At 56.5% G+C, this 19,290-nt stretch carries 20 protein-coding genes; 10 read left to right on the top strand and 10 right to left on the bottom strand.

Annotation, left to right across the window (positions count from 1 at the left end; translation table 11 throughout):
* Nucleotides 1-196: 196 nt before the first annotated feature.
* On the top strand, nt 197-1,579 hold the full coding sequence (locus NLK58_RS07985; protein ID WP_341582476.1) for an L-serine ammonia-lyase: 1,383 nt from the start codon (nt 197-199) through the stop codon (nt 1,577-1,579).
* A gap of 26 nt (nt 1,580-1,605) precedes the next feature.
* On the opposite strand, the gene NLK58_RS07980 is transcribed toward NLK58_RS07985, so the two are convergent.
* The 6 genes from NLK58_RS07980 to NLK58_RS07955 form a co-directional block, all read right to left on the bottom strand.
* Nucleotides 1,606-4,176 carry an FAD-dependent oxidoreductase gene (locus NLK58_RS07980; protein ID WP_341582475.1) on the bottom strand — a complete coding sequence of 857 codons (2,571 nt, stop codon included), beginning with the start codon at nt 4,174-4,176 and terminating at the stop codon, nt 1,606-1,608.
* Between the two features lie 233 nt (nt 4,177-4,409).
* Entirely contained in the window at nt 4,410-5,174 is a 765-nt protein-coding gene (locus NLK58_RS07975; protein ID WP_341582474.1) for a PepSY domain-containing protein, read from the bottom strand.
* Nucleotides 5,171-5,701 carry an FMN-binding protein gene (locus NLK58_RS07970; RefSeq protein ID WP_341582473.1) on the bottom strand — a complete coding sequence of 177 codons (531 nt, stop codon included), beginning with the start codon at nt 5,699-5,701 and terminating at the stop codon, nt 5,171-5,173. Before NLK58_RS07970 ends, NLK58_RS07975 begins: the two co-directional genes overlap by 4 nt.
* Before the next feature lie 69 nt (nt 5,702-5,770).
* Nucleotides 5,771-7,309, bottom strand: coding sequence for a porin (locus NLK58_RS07965; RefSeq protein ID WP_341582472.1), 1,539 nt, complete (start codon nt 7,307-7,309; stop codon nt 5,771-5,773).
* 307 nt (nt 7,310-7,616) lie between these two features.
* Nucleotides 7,617-8,135 (bottom strand): DsrE family protein, encoded by a 519-nt coding sequence (locus NLK58_RS07960; protein WP_117618018.1) that lies wholly within the window; start codon nt 8,133-8,135, stop codon nt 7,617-7,619.
* Nucleotides 8,136-8,477: 342 nt separating this feature from the next.
* Nucleotides 8,478-9,092 carry a substrate-binding domain-containing protein gene (locus tag NLK58_RS07955; RefSeq protein WP_341582471.1) on the bottom strand — a complete coding sequence of 205 codons (615 nt, stop codon included), beginning with the start codon at nt 9,090-9,092 and terminating at the stop codon, nt 8,478-8,480.
* 13 nt (nt 9,093-9,105) lie between these two features.
* Between NLK58_RS07955 and NLK58_RS07950 the strand changes: the two genes are divergently transcribed.
* Nucleotides 9,106-9,531, top strand: a complete 426-nt coding sequence (locus tag NLK58_RS07950) for an NAD(P)H-dependent oxidoreductase (protein WP_227539475.1) — start codon at nt 9,106-9,108, stop codon at nt 9,529-9,531.
* A 67-nt stretch (nt 9,532-9,598) separates the two neighbouring features.
* Here NLK58_RS07950 and NLK58_RS07945 read toward each other — a convergent pair whose 3' ends face one another.
* The gene (locus tag NLK58_RS07945; RefSeq protein ID WP_341582470.1) at nt 9,599-9,946 is read right to left on the bottom strand and encodes a hypothetical protein; all 348 of its coding nucleotides are present in this window, start codon (nt 9,944-9,946) and stop codon (nt 9,599-9,601) included.
* A 203-nt stretch (nt 9,947-10,149) separates the two neighbouring features.
* On the opposite strand from NLK58_RS07945, the gene NLK58_RS07940 reads away from it, so the two are divergent.
* Nucleotides 10,150-10,434 carry a helix-turn-helix transcriptional regulator gene (locus NLK58_RS07940; RefSeq protein WP_341582469.1) on the top strand — a complete coding sequence of 95 codons (285 nt, stop codon included), beginning with the start codon at nt 10,150-10,152 and terminating at the stop codon, nt 10,432-10,434.
* 34 nt (nt 10,435-10,468) lie between these two features.
* Nucleotides 10,469-10,870 (top strand): DUF2784 domain-containing protein, encoded by a 402-nt coding sequence (locus NLK58_RS07935; protein ID WP_117618014.1) that lies wholly within the window; start codon nt 10,469-10,471, stop codon nt 10,868-10,870.
* Nucleotides 10,871-11,164: 294 nt separating this feature from the next.
* Here the strand turns inward: NLK58_RS07935 and NLK58_RS07930 are convergent, their stop codons facing one another.
* A complete protein-coding gene (locus NLK58_RS07930) occupies nt 11,165-11,368 on the bottom strand; it encodes a DUF3185 family protein (protein ID WP_117618013.1) in 204 nt (67 codons plus the stop codon).
* Between the two features lie 306 nt (nt 11,369-11,674).
* On the bottom strand, nt 11,675-12,346 hold the full coding sequence (locus NLK58_RS07925; RefSeq protein WP_341582468.1) for a class I SAM-dependent methyltransferase: 672 nt from the start codon (nt 12,344-12,346) through the stop codon (nt 11,675-11,677).
* A 61-nt stretch (nt 12,347-12,407) separates the two neighbouring features.
* Between NLK58_RS07925 and NLK58_RS07920 the strand changes: the two genes are divergently transcribed.
* From NLK58_RS07920 to NLK58_RS07900, 5 genes are all read left to right on the top strand, one after another.
* Nucleotides 12,408-13,313, top strand: a complete 906-nt coding sequence (locus NLK58_RS07920) for a LysR family transcriptional regulator (protein ID WP_303287120.1) — start codon at nt 12,408-12,410, stop codon at nt 13,311-13,313.
* A 129-nt stretch (nt 13,314-13,442) separates the two neighbouring features.
* Nucleotides 13,443-14,543, top strand: coding sequence for a mandelate racemase/muconate lactonizing enzyme family protein (locus NLK58_RS07915; protein ID WP_117618009.1), 1,101 nt, complete (start codon nt 13,443-13,445; stop codon nt 14,541-14,543).
* 18 nt (nt 14,544-14,561) lie between these two features.
* The gene (locus tag NLK58_RS07910) at nt 14,562-14,885 is read left to right on the top strand and encodes a hypothetical protein (protein WP_117618008.1); all 324 of its coding nucleotides are present in this window, start codon (nt 14,562-14,564) and stop codon (nt 14,883-14,885) included.
* A 72-nt stretch (nt 14,886-14,957) separates the two neighbouring features.
* Nucleotides 14,958-16,988 carry an alkyl/aryl-sulfatase gene (locus tag NLK58_RS07905; RefSeq protein WP_117618007.1) on the top strand — a complete coding sequence of 677 codons (2,031 nt, stop codon included), beginning with the start codon at nt 14,958-14,960 and terminating at the stop codon, nt 16,986-16,988.
* Between the two features lie 10 nt (nt 16,989-16,998).
* Nucleotides 16,999-17,916 carry a homocysteine S-methyltransferase family protein gene (locus tag NLK58_RS07900; protein WP_117618006.1) on the top strand — a complete coding sequence of 306 codons (918 nt, stop codon included), beginning with the start codon at nt 16,999-17,001 and terminating at the stop codon, nt 17,914-17,916.
* Nucleotides 17,917-17,929: 13 nt separating this feature from the next.
* Here the strand turns inward: NLK58_RS07900 and NLK58_RS07895 are convergent, their stop codons facing one another.
* Nucleotides 17,930-18,205, bottom strand: coding sequence for a hypothetical protein (locus NLK58_RS07895; protein ID WP_227539474.1), 276 nt, complete (start codon nt 18,203-18,205; stop codon nt 17,930-17,932).
* Between the two features lie 191 nt (nt 18,206-18,396).
* Between NLK58_RS07895 and NLK58_RS07890 the strand changes: the two genes are divergently transcribed.
* A complete protein-coding gene (locus NLK58_RS07890; RefSeq protein ID WP_117618004.1) occupies nt 18,397-19,257 on the top strand; it encodes a LysR substrate-binding domain-containing protein in 861 nt (286 codons plus the stop codon).
* Nucleotides 19,258-19,290 lie beyond the last annotated feature (33 nt).

Genomic DNA, 19,290 nt, shown 5'->3' with positions numbered 1-19,290 from the left:
TAAGGGGGTGGCTAAGGGGTGGCTAAGGGGGTGGCCAGAGTGCCAATGGTTCAGATGCGACACCGGCGATTCCAGGATGGTCTCAACGCCACCTGCCCTGCTGTCGTAAATCATCTTGTCAGTGTCGTCAGAGAGCATGCGGCGGGGCCGCATTGGCGTTATTGTTGGAGTGTGTCCCTCAACAGGAGGCCTGAAATTGGCGATCAGTCTGTTTGAGCTGTTCAAGGTCGGTATTGGCCCTTCCAGTTCCCACACCGTGGGGCCCATGGAGGCGGCACGACGGTTTGCCGGGGCTCTTGTGACCGAAGGGCTGCTTTCTTCCGTTTGCCGGCTCAAGGTGTCCCTGTACGGCTCTCTTGGTGCCACCGGCAAGGGCCATGGCACCGGCCCTGCGGTAATGATGGGGCTGGAGGGCGAACGACCTGACCGGGTCGATCCTGAGGAAATGCCGGCTCGCCTTGAGCGGATTCGCGACTGCGGAATCCTGTCGATCGCAGGGCAACACCCCGTTCGCTTCCGTGAGAATAACGATCTGGTCTATTACCGTCGCAAATCACTGCCTGAACACCCCAACGGCATGGTCTGCCAGGCCTTCGACGGTGAGGGGCAGTGCCTGTACGAAAAAACCTATTACTCGGTAGGCGGTGGGTTCGTGGTGGATGCGACCGCTGATGGCACCCTGAAAGTCCGCGAGGATGATACGCCACAGCCATACCCCTTTAACAGCGCCAAGGCGCTGCTGACGCTGTGTCGGGAGCACGACCTGACCATCGCCGACATCATGCTTGCCAACGAGCAGGCCTGGCGCACGCCGGGTGAGATTCGCAGCGGCATTCTGGAGCTATGGCGGGTGATGAGGGAGTGCGTACAGAGCGGCATTCACCACGAGGGCGAATTGCCCGGTGGTCTCAAGGTCCGGCGCCGGGCCGCGTCGCTGTATCGGTCGCTGATGGACAAGCAGCGGGTGGATCTGATTTCACCGTCCCTGAGTGCGCTGGACTGGATCAATCTCTATGCCCTCGCCGTCAATGAGGAAAATGCCGCCGGGGGGCGGATTGTAACGGCGCCAACCAATGGTGCGGCAGGCGTTGTTCCGGCTGTGCTCCACTATTACTGGGAGTTTTGTCCGCAGGCGAACGAGGAGGGCATTTTGCGCTTCATGCTGACCGCCGGGGCGATTGGCGTGCTGTTCAAGGAAAATGCGTCCATTTCCGGGGCCGAGGTGGGATGCCAGGGCGAGGTTGGTTCGGCCTGCGCCATGGCTGCTGCCGGCCTTGCAGCGGCGACGGGCGGTACCGCGGAACAGGTAGAAAACGCCGCCGAAATTGGCATGGAACATCATCTGGGCATGACCTGTGACCCCATTGGCGGGCTGGTGCAGATTCCCTGCATCGAGCGTAACGCCATCGCCTCGGTGAAGGCCATTGATGCCGCGATTATGGCGCTGCGGGGTGACGGCAAGCATTACGTGTCCCTGGACAAGGTGCTGCACACCATGCGGGAAACCGGCCGCGACATGCTGGACAAATACAAGGAAACCGCCAGGGGAGGGCTGGCGGTCAACATCATCGAGTGCTGACCGCCTTGCCTCTTGTCTGAAACCGGTCAGGATCTGATCCGTTCGTTGTCCGGATCAAACAGCGCCCGGTAACCCACTGCCTCAATGCGGATAGGGTAGTGTTCCTGGAAGTATTCCAGAGTCAGTTCACGGCCTTCCTGGGCGTACTCCGCGGGGATATAACCCAACAGGATGATTTTTCCCACCGAAGGCCCCCAGGCCACGCTGGTGTTGTAGGAGCGGCGGCCGTGGCTGTCCACCAGCACTTCGCCGGTTTGCGGGTCCAGAATCGGCCATTGGCCCACCGGATAGCGCAGCACGCCGTTAGCATCCTGATGCCCGGTCATGGTCATGGTGCACAGGTAGGCCGATTGCCGGGGCCACTCCCGTTGTTCCAGGTAAGCGGCTTTGCCGTGGAAATCGGCTTCCTTGACCTTGGGCCGTTGCAGTCCGGCCTCGTAAAGGTTGTATTCCGTTTCCAGGTCCACATTCTGCAGCCGCAGGCTTTTCTCCAGGCGCCGCGTGTTGGCGTAAGTTTCGATGCCCACCGGGGTAACGCCGGCGTCGTACAACAGGTCCCAGATTCGCAGGCCGTAACTGAATGGGAAGTAAAGCTCCCAGCCCTGTTCGCCCACATAGGATATGCGGAAAGCCCAGACCGGAACGCCCCGAATGTTCAGTTCCTGCGCGGTGGCAAACGGGAAATTGTCCGCCGACAACTGGTCCGGGTCGGTGACGAACTGCGCCAGGGTCTCCCGGGCCTTGGGACCCCAGAGCCCCAGGGTAGCCAGTTCGTCGGTGCGGTCGTGCAGTTGGATGTTGTCCAGGCCCTTCTCCCGGGCCATGCGGGTGATCCAGCAATAGTCCCGGTGGCCGGTGTCGCCGCCGCAGACGACCCGATAGTCTTTCTCGCCCCGCCGGATGATGGTCAGGTCGGAGCGCACGCCCCCGCGGCTGTCGAGGAAGTGGGTGTAGACGCCTTTGCCATGGGGCGTGGTGCCACCCACCTTGGCCACCGACAGATACTCCAGCAGCGCCTCCGCGTCGTCGCCGGAGATGTCAAAGATGGCGAAATGGGAGAGGTTGATCATGCCCACGGACTCGCTCATCTCCAGTTGCTCGGCGTTGGATACCTCCCAGAAATGCCGGGTGTCCCATTCGTGCTCCCGCACCGGGATACGGTCGCGGTATTTCGCCAGCAGGGTGGGCTCATTGGCGGCGTAACCGTGAGCACGCTCCCAGCCGGCGGCCTCCATAAAGTAAGCGCCCAGTCCAACTTCCCGCAGGTAGAACGGGCTGGTTCGCATCTTGCGGCCGGAGAGGTAGGGCTCACGCGGATGAACCGCCGGGGTGTAGATCTTTTTGGCAGTCTCATAGCAGCGGTTGTACACGAAGTCCGGTGTTTTCTGAAGCGGGTAATGGCGGGCAATATCGATGCTGTGAGGGTCCATCTCCGGGGATCCATGAGTCATCCAGTCCGCCAGTAACTTGCCCGCACCCGGACCGTCCTTGACCCAGACTGCTTCACAGAACCACAGGTTGCGGACTTCCGGGGATTCGCCCATCAGTGAGCCGCCATCCGGAGTCACCGACAGCAGGCCGTTGAAGGAATGCTTTTCCTCCCAACCCAACTCGCCCAGGATCGGGGTCATTTCGATGGCTTTTTCGTAGGCGTCCATGACCTGATCCAGTGAAAGATCCCGCATCGAGGGCGACATCCGCGCATCACCGGGCTCGGCAATGGCGCCAGGGTAGACCAGCCGAGGGTTTTCCGCCTCGTAATAACCCCACTCGATACGGCCACCTTCGGTGGTGGTGGGGTCGCCGGTGTCCCGCACATAGGCGGAGTTGCCCTGGTCGCGGAACAGCGGATAGACGATCTGTTTGCCGGTTCCGGCCAGTTCTTCGTAGGGGCCGAAGAACAGCAGGGGGTGTTCCAATGGCATCAGAGGCAGAGGCGCATTGGCGGTGTTGGCCATCAACGGCCCCCAGATACCCATGGAGAGCACCACGTATTCGGTTTCGATGTAACCCTTGTGGGTTTCAACACCACGCACCTGGCCGTCCTGGACATCAATGCGGATGCCCGGTGTGTAGGCAAAAGCCTGGAGTTTGCCGGTGGCCACGGCTTCTTCCACCAGATCGCCGGCTACGCTCTGGGAGCGGGGTACCACCAGCCCGGCGTCCGGGTCCCACATGGCGCCCTGGACCTGGCTTTCCTCCAGCAATGGAAACAGCTCCTTTGCCCGCTTGGGCGAAATCATGCTGACATTTGTGCCGAAGGCTTTCCCGGAACCCACCTTGCGGCGGAGTTCGTCCATGCGCTCGTCGTCATCGACGCGCGCCACTTCCATGCCGCCGCATTTCACGTAATTGCCACGCTTTTCATAAAAGGCCTGGCTGTACTTGGTGGTGTAAATGTTCAGCTTGTCGTGGGAAGTGGTGAAGCAGAAATCCGAGGCGTGGGAGGTGGAGCCGATGTCTGAGGGAATGGCGGATTTTTCCAGTCCTACGATGTCATCCCAGCCCTGCTCGATCAGGTGGTGTGCTACCGAGGAGCCAACGATACCGCCCTGGCCAATGATTACGACTCTTGCACGTTTCGGTAGTTGTGCCATTTTGGTTCCCCTTTGCCTGCAATGAACGCCCTCGCGCTGCCGCATATCGGCCAGGGCCCTGATTCAATGTGGCTCTAATTGCTCAGTGCAGGTGAATCCAATACGACACCGAGTCGTCCAAAAACGGCAGAGGCAGCCCCGAAGAATCCGGGCCACCGGCTGGCCCAATGTGTCAGTTTTTGTCGGAACGACCGGTATTGTGGAGAGATTCTTCGTGGCAATGCAGGGCTGCTTCAGCGCGGGCGACGGTACCAATTAATCAACCCGGAGATGGCTAACAGTAAAATAGCAAGTGCTGATAAGTCAGATACCCAAGGCCCAATGTGCATAATGCGCCCTGAATGAAGATCCAGTAACAACTGTTGCAAAGAGATGCCTTTGCCATGATAAGTATCGAGAAGCTGCGTCCTGACTGCCGCAGGTGTGGCGCGTGGACTTGACCACGTCACCTGCTTATTTGCGGATGGGACCGGAGTCCAGCTCAGAAACGATGCGGTCGTCTTGAATTGGCCGTTTGGCGTGTCAATAAAAAAGGAGTTGTCTTTCGAGCCGAATCTTCGGATACGTTCGGGCAAATTTTCTTGCCCAAGCTGATCAATCAGTACGCCGGTCCGAGTCAACAATATGACCGAACGTGACGTCGCTACGGCTAAAAAATCCGGGCCTTCCGCAATACCCAAAAGAGGACCGTCGATGGTTTGTTCAAGCTTTAATGGTTCCTTGCCGAGATATAGCTGATTGTTCATCCAGCTCACGATTGCACCACTATCGGTGCTGAAGGTAATGATGTCCTGAGGTCCCTTGCTCAGCCCGTACCATCTCAGAAGCGGAGGCCAGGTTAGAACATAGTCATCCATACCGACATCTTTCAAGTGATTGATTGCAGTGCCGGTGGTTGCAATCAATATCAGGAAAAAGGCCGAAACTATACCGATGTAGCGATGCGATAGGAGTAAAAATTTGCGCCGGGTTTGCCGGGAGCGTTTGAAGGAAATCACGGGCCATCTACCAACTGACTGAAATAAAGTGCCAAACGTGCCAACTTCGTGAGCGCGTGGACTGACAAGGTGGCACCAGTGATTCCGTCTATCGGTTGATCGAGCGTTTTGCCGCCCTCAAGTTCAGCGCCTTTGAACTGGTTCGTGAAAACGGGGTATCGAACCTCCCATCCTCTTGTCTCCCGGTACACGAGTACGTCCAGTTTGCGGATGGCATTTTCCTCCACCAGTATACCGACGGTAATCGGACGTGCTTTGCCGACTTCCTCTAGTATCCAGGCAGTCCGTGAACCTTGCTTCCAGTATCGTTCACGTAACGCGGCAGGTGGGTGTCCCAAAATGTCTCCGGCAACCTCTTTTTTTTCGCCTACAACCCAGAGCGCGGCCGGTTCTGGGATATCGCCGACAAACGATTCTCTCAAAAATGCTTGAGGTTCTTTATAAACCTCATCAGCCAAAGCGTGCATGGGAACCGGCAGAAAAGTGAGTAAAAGCAGAAGGTGCACGAGCCTGAGCGGGTAACTCATGAGGACAACCTTATTAATGAATTCTGAGCCAGGCGCGATACACACGCCTGGCTCCGGCAACAAGGCATTCTAGAAGGTGTAGGCTACGCCCGTCGAGAACGCTAAAACACTGTCTTCATTTTCACCAGCAGGAATAAAGTTGGTTAAACCGGCCAGTGTTTGTTCGTCAGTCCAGGTATATTCTGTGGCAAATGAAATCACCCAGTCTGGGACCGGACGATAGGCCAGACCAACGGTAGCGCGATTAACAATAGAACTTTTCTCTTTGTCGAGCTCGGTGATCTGACGATTGGAGAACTCAATACCGGTTATCCGGTTGCGAATAACAACCTGCTCCATCCGAACGGTCGGTTCGAGAGAGGGGTTACTGAAACCACGCCCCAGGAAGGTATTATCAAGCGCTTCCGGCCAGAACGGGTAACGAGCTTCTATCCAATAACCCGTGCGGCTTTCAGCGAGCCCACCGAGCGTGATCTCGCTGACGATTTCTGTGGTCTCACGGTCTTCAGCACCTACTTTTGCTTCCACTTCCTTGTCTACAGCGGCACTGGCGAAGCTAGCAGCAACATCATCAATGTTGCCCCAATCGGTGTGGACTACCTCGTATTCGACTTCAAACCCGCCCAGGCTGTGAAGCCCATCAATGGCAACGGACCACACCGATTCAGAATCCATAAAATCCGGCGTATAGCGACCGTAATATCCGGAAATCGCTAATTCCTGGCCAGATTGAGGCAACAGGGCCAACCGGCCGGTAACGGCCTTATTCCCGTTAAGATCGTTGGAGAACCCCCCACGGGAAGGGGCGAACTCAGCTTCAAATTTACTGACGCCCACCGTTGAACTGCCGTCAGGCTCCGCCGCCACTCCGCCCTCGAATTCGAAGTCGAGATTGACGCCGTTTACTGCGTAAAGTCTGTAGTCAACAAGGCCAGCCTGAGTTTCCACAAGTCCCGAAAAACCAAGTCCCAGTTCCGGCCATGCCGCCTTGGTTGGCAGGACGGGCGCCCCCCTGTCTACCAGCGTGCGGCGAGTCAAGTTCCACTGATTATCATCATGGTTGATGTTAAAGCGGCCCAAGGGAACAAGCAGCGCTCCCATATCCAGATTGACGCTGTCATTGATGCGGTATCTTGCCCAGGCCTGCTCCATCGATATTTCTGAGCCATTTGTTCCTTCAACCGCTTGGCCTGCGGAGAAGCCATCAGCTCCTGCTGAAGCACTTTTTTCCAGTTCAATTTCGCCAAACCGCTCAAATTCCAGCTCGAAGTAAGCTTCAAGGCGGTCGTTTATCTTCCCGTCGCCAGTCAGCACAAAGCGACGAAAAGTAAAGGTGTCTTGATCGGCGTCCAGATTGTTGGCCTCCGCACGAATGGAACCGTAACCACCGATATGGAAGTCCCTGGCACCGGGCCGCACGGAGGCATTGCCGTCAACCTGACTTGAGTCAGATGCCTTCATTGAATCTTCCAGGCTCTCGATTCGCATCTGCTGCTCTTCGATTACCTGCCATAACTGCTCATCGTTATTACGAGTCTCGTCGGCAATAACGATGGGTGCCGCCAGACTACCCGCAAGCCCAAAAACAAAAGCCGTTCTTTTTTTCACGATGCTATCTCCGCCATCTGTCTAAATGGATGCCTACAATGAGGCTTTGGATTGACGGCGGCAGTATAAGGTCCCATCTTGGTAATGTAAATGATAACAATTGTTATTAATAATTACGTAGTGCGATCTGACTTTGAGGACAGTTCTGACGAAACTGGCCCAGCTTCTCTGGCCCCGAGAAAAGTGGCGCAATCCAGAGATCATCGGTTCGGCGTCTTTGTCTCGGCCTTCATTCAAATAGATCTGTCCCCGCATTCAAATAGATCTGTCCCGGTTTTAGCGCGCACAGCAACAACCAATTTTTCGTTTAGGGGATTCGGACAACCGCGTACCCCTGCATCTGATAGCCGATGACCGAGACGAAACCATTATCTACCGGGTCGACCTCCGGAATGATCGTCGCCTCATCTACACCCATCCCTTTCAACGCGTAACGGCAAACTTCCAGTGTCACCCCGTCCTTCTTCATTTGTTTAAGAGTCGTCTGGAATTTCTGTACCTCGGCCAGCTCTGCCTCATCAAATGATGCGCTGTCAGTCGAAAGCAGTTTCACCACCGGCCCGTGAAAAACGATGGCGATGTTGGGCTCTTTCGCAAGCGCCTTCACTTCAGGTGCTTTGTAGGAGTTCTTTATTACCAAGAAAACGGGGTTAACGACCTTGGGATCTCCCTGGCTCACCTCGTAGACAGCGTCATAGTTCTTAACGCCCTTCAGGGCATTGTCGTACCCGGCTGCACCTGCAGGCACAGACATCAGGGCCATATAGACCGCCGCAAAGAAGACGGGGGGAATTCGGCGAAGTATGCTTTTATAATTCACGCTCATGACAAATCTCCTTGAGGGATAGGAACTTGTTTTTTTGTCAGCCAACCCATAAAAATGCTCCAGAATCTAAAATATTTTCCCTAAGCTAATACAGGTACGATATATCATAAATGTACCAATTTGGAGCAAGTTGGGGTTCTGGCAGTCGAACACACGAAGCTGAAATAGACCTGAAAACAGTTGCCAAGCATGTATTTGACGAGAATCAAGGCCGAAACTACAGTCCGAACAACATACTTACGCTACGGGCTCCAAATGCAAGACGTGACCCAGCAACCGAAACCGGGACAGATCTATTTGGGATGAAAATAGATCTGTCCCGGTTTTATAGGTCGCTTCCTCTCATCCAAGTCTTTGTCGAATGTACTCTCCAATGTCTTGCGTGAATACCCTGATCCGACTGACGCGTCTCAGATCCGGGTGGGTGAGCAGCCAGAGCGGAACGGCCAGTTCCGACAGGGGATCCGTCAACCGCATGAGTTCAGGGTCTGAATCCCCGAGATAGCAGGGCAGCACCGCCAGGCCCGTCCCATGGCGCACCGCCGTTTGCATACCCAACATGGAATCAACCCGATAGTGGCAGTGGTTATCCAGGCCTTGCTGTGTCAGCCAGGTTTCCAGGGCACTGTCTCCCATGTGCTTGTCTGGACCGACCCAGTGGTATCTGGCCAATGTGTCCAGGGGAGCCAGCACGTCTTGCCATTGGCGTCGTTGGCCGTAGACGGCCTGTTGAATGGATCCGGCCCGCTGGCCGACCAGGGTTTGCGGCGGGTTCCGGGTGGGGCGAACGGCAATGTCGGCTTCGCGCTTGCTCAGGCTGTGAACCTGATTGGAAATGACAACTTCCAGCTCGATGTCCGGATAGTGGGCGCGAAACGCCTCAAACGCCGGGGCTAGTGTCCCGTCTGGCGGGGCTCGATGTGTAGCCGCTGCGCGATCGCTTAAACAATGCCACACCCAGCCGGCGATATTGAAAGGCTGGTTTGACCGGGTGCTGGTCTATGGCGGGCTTTATTCCGGCAGCCGGCGTTACAACCGGGGCCATTTCCGGGGCAAGACGGCGATGTGCTCCGTGACTGCCGGCTCCCCTGAACAGGCGTTCATGCCCTTCGGTCGAGCTGGGAACATGGTTGAATGGTTATGGCCGATGCACGATTCGCTCTATTATGTGGGGTTCGATGTGTTGGTGCCTCAGGTTAGCTATGGCGTTCAAGGCGGCGGTATCCGGTATCAGGGCGAGGGTACGTTCAGAAAGCAACTGGAGCAGAAGAAAGCGGCCTGGGCGGAGCGGATCCCCACGCTTTCCTGCGAGCCCCCGATTCCGTTTACCGGTTGGGACGATTGGGATGAGAAAGGGGTGCTCAGGCAGGACCATCCAATGCGGTGGCGGCTTTGAATTTCGAACTGTGGTGTCCAGGAAGCCCTTGAGGGCTTCCGTCCGGTTCTGAAACGGGCCTTATCGTCTAACGTTCGATAAGGGTCCGACCATCGCTTGTCATGAGCAACCAGTCTGGCTTCAGTGCTCTGGCGGTGAGATAGGCCAGTGGCGAGATGACGCCGAGTAACGGCAGGACAACCAGGAAGGGGATGAAGCTTTTGGCGCTTCCGCCCTGGGCAATATGATCCCGGTACAACAGATACATAAGCAGCAACAGGGCAATTCCAAGATCCAGAACGACCTGAAGTGACTCCTTCTCAGTAAACAGGCTTAGAAGCCATAGCCAGAAATTCTGCTCTGAGGTGGCCAACACCCAGAGAGTGAAGCTTGTAAATGCGAGAAATAAAACGGGCGCGATTCGGGTAATAAGCATTGTGGATTGCCTCCGCACGTTGATGTTCAGAATTGGTTATGCTCTGGGTATGAGCATGCGCCGACGAGCTTTCCGGCGCACTTCCCGAAAAGGTAAAGGCTGGATAAATGACCGTTAAAAATAGGTCGATAGACCAGGGCAGCCAGATCGCACAACACAGTGCTTTTGGCCATAAGCTACGGTTCTGGAGAAACCAGAAAAGAATGAGCCAGCTTGAGTTGGCGGTGGGGGCGGAGCTTTCGCCGCGCCACTTGTCGTTTATCGAAACTGGCCGTTCGCGACCTAAGCGGGATGTGGTACTGCGGTTGGCGGAGACGCTCGATATTCCTCTACGGGAACGACTGAACATGGGTAATGATATCCTCGAAACCACCACAATGATTGCACGATTCGGTCCGGTGAATGATGTGTTTCTGTCCGAATTGCGGGTTGAGATGATCTTCCCTGCCAATGAGAGTGCGCGTTTGTTTTTCTCGAGGTTGGGGTAACTGGCTGCCACGAATCAGCTTTTGGGAGGCGTTTGTGAATAACCGGTGGGTACTGATACTTGCTGACATGCTGCTGATCCTGCATACCATGCTGGTCGCCTTTGTCATTCTGGGCTTGGTGGCGACGTTCGTTGGTCATTTCCTTGGATGGCGGTGGGTGCGCAATTTCTGGTTCCGGCTGAGCCACCTGATTGTCATAGGTATCGTCGTTCTGCAATCCTGGCTGGGCGTGCTTTGCCCACTCACAGCGTGGGAAATGGCACTTCGGGAGAAGGCGGGGCAAGCGGGCTATGAGGGATCATTCATTCAGCACTGGCTGCAATCCATCCTGTATTACAGCGCACCGGACTGGGTTTTCACCCTGGGCTATACGGTTTTCGGGGCGCTGGTCCTGGCCAGTTGGTTTCTGGTCAGGACCAGGCGACGCCGAGACTAGTGTCCCGTCTGGCTAATTCGCTAATCTACTGCGTAGCGCTGAGGCCTCTGGCCAAGGCGCCTGTCTGCAGGTGTGGTGGTTCCACATCAAGGGCTGGCAACACCGGCCAGAGGCCTCAGCGCTACGCCCTTCGGGAGCCACTGAGGGCCTTGATAGCCGCGTTGCGCCGCCTCGATTTGGAACCACCAAACCTTCACCACCGCGCCTTGCTCTCAAGGCCCTCAGTGGCTCAGTAGGTTCGCGAATTAGCCAGACGGGACACTAGTGGATTTCTGACGGAACAGCCGAGTGGATTTATTTCCTGACGAATGCCAGAAAAGCGCCTGCCGCAGTTGCGGCGGCGCCGCCGATCAGATACCACATGGTGTCGTCAGTAAAGCGGCCTGTGACGGTTTCAGTCAGCTGATTACCGAGAGACTGTGTCGATTGGTATCCAAAGTAGAGCAGGGCAATGCCCACTACGAGTAGAACGATACCGACCAGTTTTGAGCTTCCCATTGGATTATTCCCTGTAATGCGCAGATGTGCGCGGTATTCCGATAGTCTATGGAAGCTTGGCATCAGATTCCGGCTTTTCCAACACTTCTTTTCTCTCCCGCTCGTATTCCTCATAGGACTTGTTCGCGCGTTCAATACATTCAAAGTAGGTCGACGGCGGTTTATTTGCGCACTCGTTTCGCTGGTGTATGCGCACGTTGTCATAGACTGCCCTGTGGCTGCATCCGGCCGCAATGGTGACTAATACAACTATGAGCAGGGATCTTTTCATTGGTTGCAACTACGCTTTTTCTGAGGGTTCCGATTTTACTTCGGCTTAGTGGCGATCAGGAAATATACATCTTTTGACTTCTCGGGGACCCAGCGGTACTGAATCTGGAACCCGGCACGCTCAAGATCAGATTCCAGTTCCTCGCGGGACAGGAAATTCACAAAGGGGGTGACGCGCAGCAGTCTGGCCAACAGGGCGACGGGTTTGAGGTAGGGGCAGGTGTCCTGAAGGCATGCGGTGTTGCTGATAAAGACACCGCCGGGTTTTAGCATGCCGAAGACCTGCTCGATTGCCGACGTTGGATATTCGAGGAGGTGCAGTATGTTTAAGCCCAATACGGCGTCGAATGTCTGTTGCCGCTGTTGCAGGTCGTCAAGGGTGGCAACCTGGAAATTGAGATTGCCGGTCGGTTGTTCTGCCAAGCTTTCCCGGGCAATCTCAATCATCCGGGCAGACGCGTCTGTCGCAAGATAGCTGCGGACTTTGGGAGCGTGGATCAGCGCTGTCGATCCCGTGCCGCAACCAAATTCCAGGGCATCCATTTCTGAATGGAGGTATTTCTGTGTTAGGGCGATCTTTCTCAGATAGGCGTTCTGGTCCGCGATGGGGCGTCGGGCGTAGCGCGCGGCGCTGCGGTTCCAGAAATTGACATACGAATTCATGGGGTTTCCTCTGTGGACTGGCTGCTTTAAGTCACTGGGGCCCATTCTATCTCTGCAATTCTGTTGGTAGTATCGTCATATTCGTATTCCTGATATGCATAAGTGAATGAATTGGCGATCTGTTAACTTCGACTGGAACCGGGCTCGGGCCTTTCTTGTGACTGCCGAGGAAGGCTCTTTATCCGCTGCTGCAAAGGCTCTGGGGATTTCGCAGCCGACCCTTGGCAGGCAGGTCTCGGCGCTGGAAGAGGAGCTGTCCACAGTCCTTTTCGAGCGTGGAGGTCGGGGGTTGGAGTTAACGCAGAACGGTTTGGAATTGCTTGCCTACGTTCGGGCGATGGGCGAGGCTGCTAGCGGTCTGTCGCTGGCGGCAACGGGGCGAGCAACTTCCATTGAAGGCGAGATTGCGATTTCGGCATCGGAAATCACGGCCGCCTACATTTTGCCTCCCATCCTTCACAAGCTTCGCAATGAGTACCCGGGAATTCGCATCGATCTGGTTGCCTCCAACGAAGCCAGTGATCTTCGGCGCCGGGCGGCAGACATCGCCATCCGCAACTTTCGGCCGACAGAACCCGATCTTATTGCTCGTAAGGTGGGGCAGTTCTCAGCCACTCTTTACGCCACACCGGAAATACTGACGACTTTGCCATCCCCTTTTCCTGAGGAGCTCCGGGAAGGCCGGTTCATCGGCTTCGTGTCGAATAACGGGGCGTACATGAGTGCGCTGGCGGAGCGCGGTATCAAGCTGGGAGAGGAGCACTTTGTTGCCCGTACAGACAGTCATCTGGTGCATTGGCAGATGACCCGGGCCGGTATCGGCATTGGAGTGATGCCGCTTGAGCTGGGCGATGCCGAGCCCCGAGTTGAGAAAGTCTTTGAGGATATACTGTTCGGTGGCGATGTCTGGTTGGTCTCGCACCGGGAACTCAGGATGAACCTCCGGGTTCGGACGGTGTTCGATTTTCTCGCTGCTGAACTTGCTGAGTGCTTCAGGAAAGCTGAGAACTGACTCAACAGAATGGGGGCTTAGTGTTTGCTCCAGAGGGCTGAACCTGCAAAAGGCGTTATACCCGGATTAGGGGACTACACTTCAATTGGATGTACCATCGATCAGTTGGGTCAGAACTCGGGGACAGTCATGCGCATCGCCAGTATTGCAGCTTACACTGCAGATCTTGAATACACCGGCAAGGCCTACGCCTTTGCCGGTGGCCGTTCCCATCAGGTATTCACCAGCACAGTTGTGGTTTTAACGGCGGACACGGGCCTGGAAGGCTACGGAGAGGTTTGTCCCTGCGGCCCCAACTATATGCCAGCGTTTGCCGAGGGAATTCCGGCCTGCCTGTCCTTGCTGGCGCCCGCGGTGATCGGAGAGGATCCGAGGCAAATCTCAGCGATTCATGAGCGGATGAATCAGGCTCTTACCGGCCAGGCTGTTGCCAAGGCAGCCATTGATATCGCCTGCTGGGACCTTCTCGGCAAGGCGACCGGCCTTCCGGTCTATACTCTGCTTGGTGGCCTGCAGACGCCCTCCATGCCTTTGCACAGGATAGTTCCCCTGGCCGAACCGGCTGAGATGCAGGCGTCGCTGCGCCAATTCCGCTCAGAGGGTTTTCGCCATATTCAGATCAAGCTCGGGCACGACGTTGATGAAGATATTGAGCTGGTTCGAACCCTGAGCAAGCTGAAGCAACCCGATGAGCTCTGGATTGGCGACATTAATGCAGCATGGCGCCGGGACCAGGCGCTGCGCTTTTCCCGCGCGGTTGAGGGCGTAGATCTGTATCTGGAGCAGCCCTGCCGCCAGTACGAGGAGTGTCTGTCAGTGAGGCAGCGGGTGCGGCACCCTGTCAAGCTGGATGAGAGCCTGAACTCTCTTGGCGATTTACAGCGGGCCCTGCGGGATGACGCCATAGACGCCATTGCGCTGAAAGTCAGCAAATTTGGCGGCCTGACACCTTCCCGCGTTATCCGGGATGTGTGCGTGGATGCTGGAATACCCATGACGATTGAAGATGCTTGGGGCAGTGGTATCGCAACTGCTGCTTACGCGCATCTGGCGGCAAGCACCCCGGCAAGGGCGTTGCTCAATACGACCGATCTCCATAATTACAACACCACTCAGCTTGCGACCGGCGCTCCGGAGGTATCCGGGGGGCGTATGACGCTCAGCGACCGCCCTGGACTGGGTGTGGTCCCGGACTTCAAAATGCTGGCTTTGCATGATGTCTATGAATAACCGGAGTGAATCTGCCCAATGTCTGAAGATGCTCTCAAAACCTTGTCCGACCTTGCCAGCGACGCCCATGCTCGCATTCAGGCAACCCACCATCACATCAATCCGGTTGTGGAGGTTCGCCGGGGCATGCGTGATGCGGGTATACCGGCAGATGTGATGACCATTGACTGTCTTCGCACTCGCCGGCGTATCACGCTTATACTTCACGATGAGCAGCCCGGCACTCTTCTTTATCAATTCGTGACCATAGAGGATGAAGTGGGTAATGATTTCCAGCAGATGGCTCTTGGCGATATGACTGCCAGTAAGCTGTTTGACTGGATGCAGGAGTATTTTGGCTGACTGATACAGGACTCTGGCTGATACCGGGGTAAACTCGGGTTAACCAATAACAACAGATCGATAAGTTGCCACATGTCTCTATCTCGAAAGGTTCACCTTGTTCCGCTGTTCGGTATTGCGCTGGCCATCGCCGGGTGTGATACCGGTCCGGATTCCCCTCAAGCCAACAGTGCCGGGCACAGCGCGCCAACGGCCAGCACCGGCCAGGCCAATCAACAGGTGCTTGACCAACGGCCCTTCGACAACCGTGGCGATTTTGAGAACGCACGGCGTGGGCTGATTGCCCAGGATCCGGACCTGGTGATTGATCATCTTGAGGGCGGTGAGGTCTGGAATATGCCGGACTATGGCTTTATCGACCGTGAGGGTGAAAATGCGCCTGCCTCGGTGAACCCCAGCCTATGGCGCCAGGCGGCCCTGAACAACATTCATGGATTGTTCGAGGTCACCGATGGGCTTTACCAGATCCGGGGTTACGATCTGGCCAATATGTCGATTATCGAGGGTGATACCGGGTGGATTCTGGTGGACCCACTGACTGCCCGGGAAACTGCCAGCAAGGCCTTCCTGTTTGCCCGGGAACACCTGGGTGAAAAACCGGTGCGGGCGATCCTGTTTACCCATAGCCATATCGACCACTTTGGTGGCGTGCAGGGCATTCTCCAGCACCTCTCCGATGAAGAGAGGGCTAACCTGCGCGTCATCGCGCCAGCGGGCTTCGAGGAAGAGGCCACGAGCGAGAACATCATCGCTGGCCCTGCCATGACCCGCCGCGCCATGTTCATGTATGGCAAGCGTCTGGAGAGAAATGAGCGAGGCCATGTTGGTACCGGCCTGGGTAAAGGACCTGCCTTCGGTACCTTTGGCTTTGCCCCACCTACCGACCTGGTCAGTGAGACGGGGACTGAGCTTACCGTGGACGGCGTTCCGATGGTTTTCCAGGTGGTGTCCGGTTCCGAAGCGCCTGCCGAGTTCACGTTCTACCTGCCAGAGCAGAAAGCGTTCTGTGGTGCCGAGCTGGTCAGCCGCAACATGCACAACCTCTATACCCTCCGGGGCGCGAAGGTTCGCGATGCCAGGCTCTGGAGTAGCTTTATTGATGAAGCGAAGAACCGATTCACGGAAGCGGAAGTATACTTTGGCAGCCACCACTGGCCGCTCTGGGGGCAGGAGAATATCCAGGATTTCCTGGCGGTGCAGCGGGATACCTACAAATTCATCCATGACCAAACGGTGCGTCTGATGAACCGTGGCGCCACGCCAAGGGAGATTGCCGAGCAACTGCAATTGCCGCCTGCGCTGAACGAGGATTTTCATAACCAGGGCTACTACGGCACCGTGTCCCACAATGCCAAGGCGGTATATCAGCATTACCTGGGCTGGTTTACCGCCAACCCGGCACAGCTCAACCCGCTGCCCGAAAGTGACTCGGCAAAACGGTATGTCGAGATGATGGGCGGTGCCCAAAAGGTTCTGGAAAAAGCCCTGCAGGATTTTGAGGCGGCTTCCGATATGGACGCGGCCGAGGGCCGGGATACCTACCGCTGGCTTGCGGAATTGCTCAACCACGTTGTCTTCGCCGAGCCGGATAACGACGACGCGAAACGGCTGTTGGCCAGTGTCTACGACCAGCTCGGTTACCAGGCGGAGTCGGCGCCGTGGCGGGACTTCTACCTGACCGGCGCCTATGAATTGCGTCACGGCTCGCCGGACGAAGGCCTCAGGCCAGCCATGATGAGAGAGGTGCTGCTCAACACGCCGGTGGCGTTGTTCTTCGATAGTATGGCCGTTCGGCTCAAAGCCGAGGACGCGGAAGGCGAAAGCGCTACTATCAAGATCACCTTCACGGACCTTGAGGAAAGCTACCTGCTGACCTTGCGAAATTCGGTGTTGCACAACCGCCTGACCAGCGAGGACACGCCGGCTGATGCCACCCTGCGATTGACCCGGCCGCTGTTCGTGGATTTGTTGATCGGCAAGGCAGGGCTGAAGGAACTTCTGTTCAGTGACGAGATCAGCTTTGAGGGAAGTAAGCTCGACCTGATAGGCTTCTTCAGCATGCTGGATCAGCCTCAGGGCCGATTTAATATTGTTATACCCTGATGAGTACCCTATGAAATCTGTTGCACTTCTTGATGGCGGCCTGGGCCAGGAAATCTATCGCAGGGCCACGACTGTCACCTCGCTGCTCTGGTCAGTGGCGGTGATGCGGGAGCAGCCGGAGCTTGTTACCGATGTTCATGTTGATTTTATTCGGGCGGGGGCTCGGACCCTGACACTGAATACCTACGCCGCAACCCCGACCCGTCTGGCCAGGGAGGGCATCGGTGATGAGATAGAAGCGATTCACCGAAAGGCATTTGAGGTTTTGCAACGCGCCATCGAGATAACTGGTGCAAACGTTGATATCGCCGGTTGCCTGCCGCCTCTGGTCGGTAGCTATAGGGGCCAGCCAGCCCGATCATTCGATGATTTGAAGGCAGAGTACGACACACTTGTGAAACTGCAGCCCGGTGCGGATGTCTTTCTCATCGAAACCATGACCAACATCCTCGAGGCGAAAGCCGCCTGTGCGGCCGCCAGTGAGTCAGGCAAGCCCTTTGGTGTGGCATTCCGGCTGGAAACTGATGGCAACCTCCGGTCCGGGGAAACGCTTGCGCAGGCTGTCGAAGCGGCCAAGGCGTTCGCACCAACGGCCATCATGCTGAACTGCTGTGATCCAGAAGTGCTTTCGAAGGCAATGCCCGAGCTGGCCGTGCTGTATCCCTGTACTGGCGGTTACGCCAACGCCTTCAAAACGGTTGAGCCTATGGCTGGCGGGGCGCTGGTAGACGCACTCGAAGCCCGGCCAGATATTTCGCCAGAGGCCTACGCAGTGCAAGTGAGGCAGTGGTTGGACGATGGTGCCCGCGTGGTTGGTGGCTGCTGTGAAATCACGCCTGAGCACATCCGCCATCTGGCCGATGCGCTGTCAGGCGACTTCGAACTGGTTCGTTTCTCTCAATTGGCCGGCGCAGTAGATCAGCCTTAAGTCCGACAGGTTGCTAGCCCACGAGCCGGTGGCTTTTTGCCCGCCGGGCTTCCAGGGCGCGCTTGGAGCGACGCGCCTCAATGTATTGCACCGCGTCACTCCTGATGGGAAGGTGCAGGGCGCCTTCCAGATCGTGGCGGTCGTACCCGAGATCTGAGAGGGTGTCATCCTTTTCCTTCAGCAATGACTGCGCCATCCGGCGGAATTGCTGGCGTTTTGAGTACCCCTGAATCCATGAGGTGATCGGCTGCATTGCGGCGGTTGCCTGTTGCTCTGTTCTGTTCAACATATCGACGGCCCCGACTGTGGGTGAATGGCTTGCAGCAGCTCGCCTGGAGATTTCGTTTTACTCGCACGCGGGTGCCAACAGCCGTTATTCTGGAACTCTTTATGCCTTCAATCAAACGAAAAGAATTTAATATCTCGTTCAGTTATGCTTAAGTCAGTTTCACGCCAGAAACCGACACAAGAGGTCCTTCCGTGAAGATTCCGCTACTCGATAACGATGTACTCAGGAGCTTCGTTGCCATTGCTGAGTGCGGCACTTTTACCAGTGCGGCGAGATTGGTGCACCGGACGCCCTCGGCCCTTAGCATGCAAATCAAGCAGCTCGAACAGAATCTGGGCAGAACGCTGTTCATTCGTGAACCACGGCGCGTCACTTTGACGGCTGAGGGTGAGACTCTACTCGATTACAGCCGCCGGTTGTTGCGGTTAAATGAGGAGGCAGTGCGGCACTTCATCTCACCGACGCTTGAGGGGAAAGTGGGTATCGGCACCTCCGACGACGTAGGTACCCGGATTCTGCCAGAGGTACTTGCGGAATTCGCGAGATCTTACCCGGCGGTTCTGGTCGATGTGGTTGTCGGCTCCAGCAAGCAAAACCTGGCTCTTCTGGACGCTGGTGAGCTGGATATGACTCTGGTGACAGTGGCGGAGGAGGGCGGTATTACCCGCGGTGAGGTGGTTCATGAAGAGCCACTGGTCTGGGCCGCTCGGGAAGGGTCGTCAGCCTTCCAGCGTTCGCCACTGCCAATTGCCATGGCTCATGAAGGCTGTGCCTGGCGCCGGATGACTCTTCGGGCGCTCGACAGAGCCGGTGTGCCATACAGAATTGCCTACACCTGCGAGCATTGCTCCGGGCAGGAAGCCGCCATGCTGGCTGATCTCGCCGTAGCGCCGTTTCCGAAAAGCCTGATACATCCACCGCTGAAAGAGATTGCCGGGGATAGCCTGCCGGCAATTGGCTTTTATCAACTGGCGCTGGTACGTCGGGGTTCCAACCCTCTGAATGATGCCCTTGCATCGCATGTGAAAGATGCATTCCAGGGTCTACGCTAAACAGATCTGCCAGGGACGGTCGCCTGCGAAATC

This window comes from Marinobacter metalliresistant (genome assembly GCF_038098645.1).
In the GTDB taxonomy this organism is placed as follows: Bacteria; Pseudomonadota; Gammaproteobacteria; order Pseudomonadales; family Oleiphilaceae; genus Marinobacter; species Marinobacter metalliresistant.
The sequence above is the reverse complement of the archived record's forward strand: the minus strand, read 5'-3'. Positions and strand labels throughout refer to the sequence as shown.

Coding starts and splice junctions, on each gene's coding strand:
- NLK58_RS07915 (WP_117618009.1), top strand. CDS start 13,443: ATGCGCATCGCCAGTATTGCAGCTTACACTGCAGATCTTGAATACACC.
- NLK58_RS07920 (WP_303287120.1), top strand. CDS start 12,408: ATGAATTGGCGATCTGTTAACTTCGACTGGAACCGGGCTCGGGCCTTT.
- NLK58_RS07925 (WP_341582468.1), bottom strand. CDS start 12,346: ATGGGCCCCAGTGACTTAAAGCAGCCAGTCCACAGAGGAAACCCCATG.
- NLK58_RS07960 (WP_117618018.1), bottom strand. CDS start 8,135: ATGAGCGTGAATTATAAAAGCATACTTCGCCGAATTCCCCCCGTCTTC.
- NLK58_RS07945 (WP_341582470.1), bottom strand. CDS start 9,946: ATGCTTATTACCCGAATCGCGCCCGTTTTATTTCTCGCATTTACAAGC.
- NLK58_RS07930 (WP_117618013.1), bottom strand. CDS start 11,368: ATGGGAAGCTCAAAACTGGTCGGTATCGTTCTACTCGTAGTGGGCATT.
- NLK58_RS07905 (WP_117618007.1), top strand. CDS start 14,958: ATGTCTCTATCTCGAAAGGTTCACCTTGTTCCGCTGTTCGGTATTGCG.
- NLK58_RS07895 (WP_227539474.1), bottom strand. CDS start 18,205: ATGTTGAACAGAACAGAGCAACAGGCAACCGCCGCAATGCAGCCGATC.
- NLK58_RS07910 (WP_117618008.1), top strand. CDS start 14,562: ATGTCTGAAGATGCTCTCAAAACCTTGTCCGACCTTGCCAGCGACGCC.
- NLK58_RS07900 (WP_117618006.1), top strand. CDS start 16,999: ATGAAATCTGTTGCACTTCTTGATGGCGGCCTGGGCCAGGAAATCTAT.
- NLK58_RS07970 (WP_341582473.1), bottom strand. CDS start 5,701: ATGAGTTACCCGCTCAGGCTCGTGCACCTTCTGCTTTTACTCACTTTT.
- NLK58_RS07980 (WP_341582475.1), bottom strand. CDS start 4,176: ATGGCACAACTACCGAAACGTGCAAGAGTCGTAATCATTGGCCAGGGC.
- NLK58_RS07940 (WP_341582469.1), top strand. CDS start 10,150: ATGAGCCAGCTTGAGTTGGCGGTGGGGGCGGAGCTTTCGCCGCGCCAC.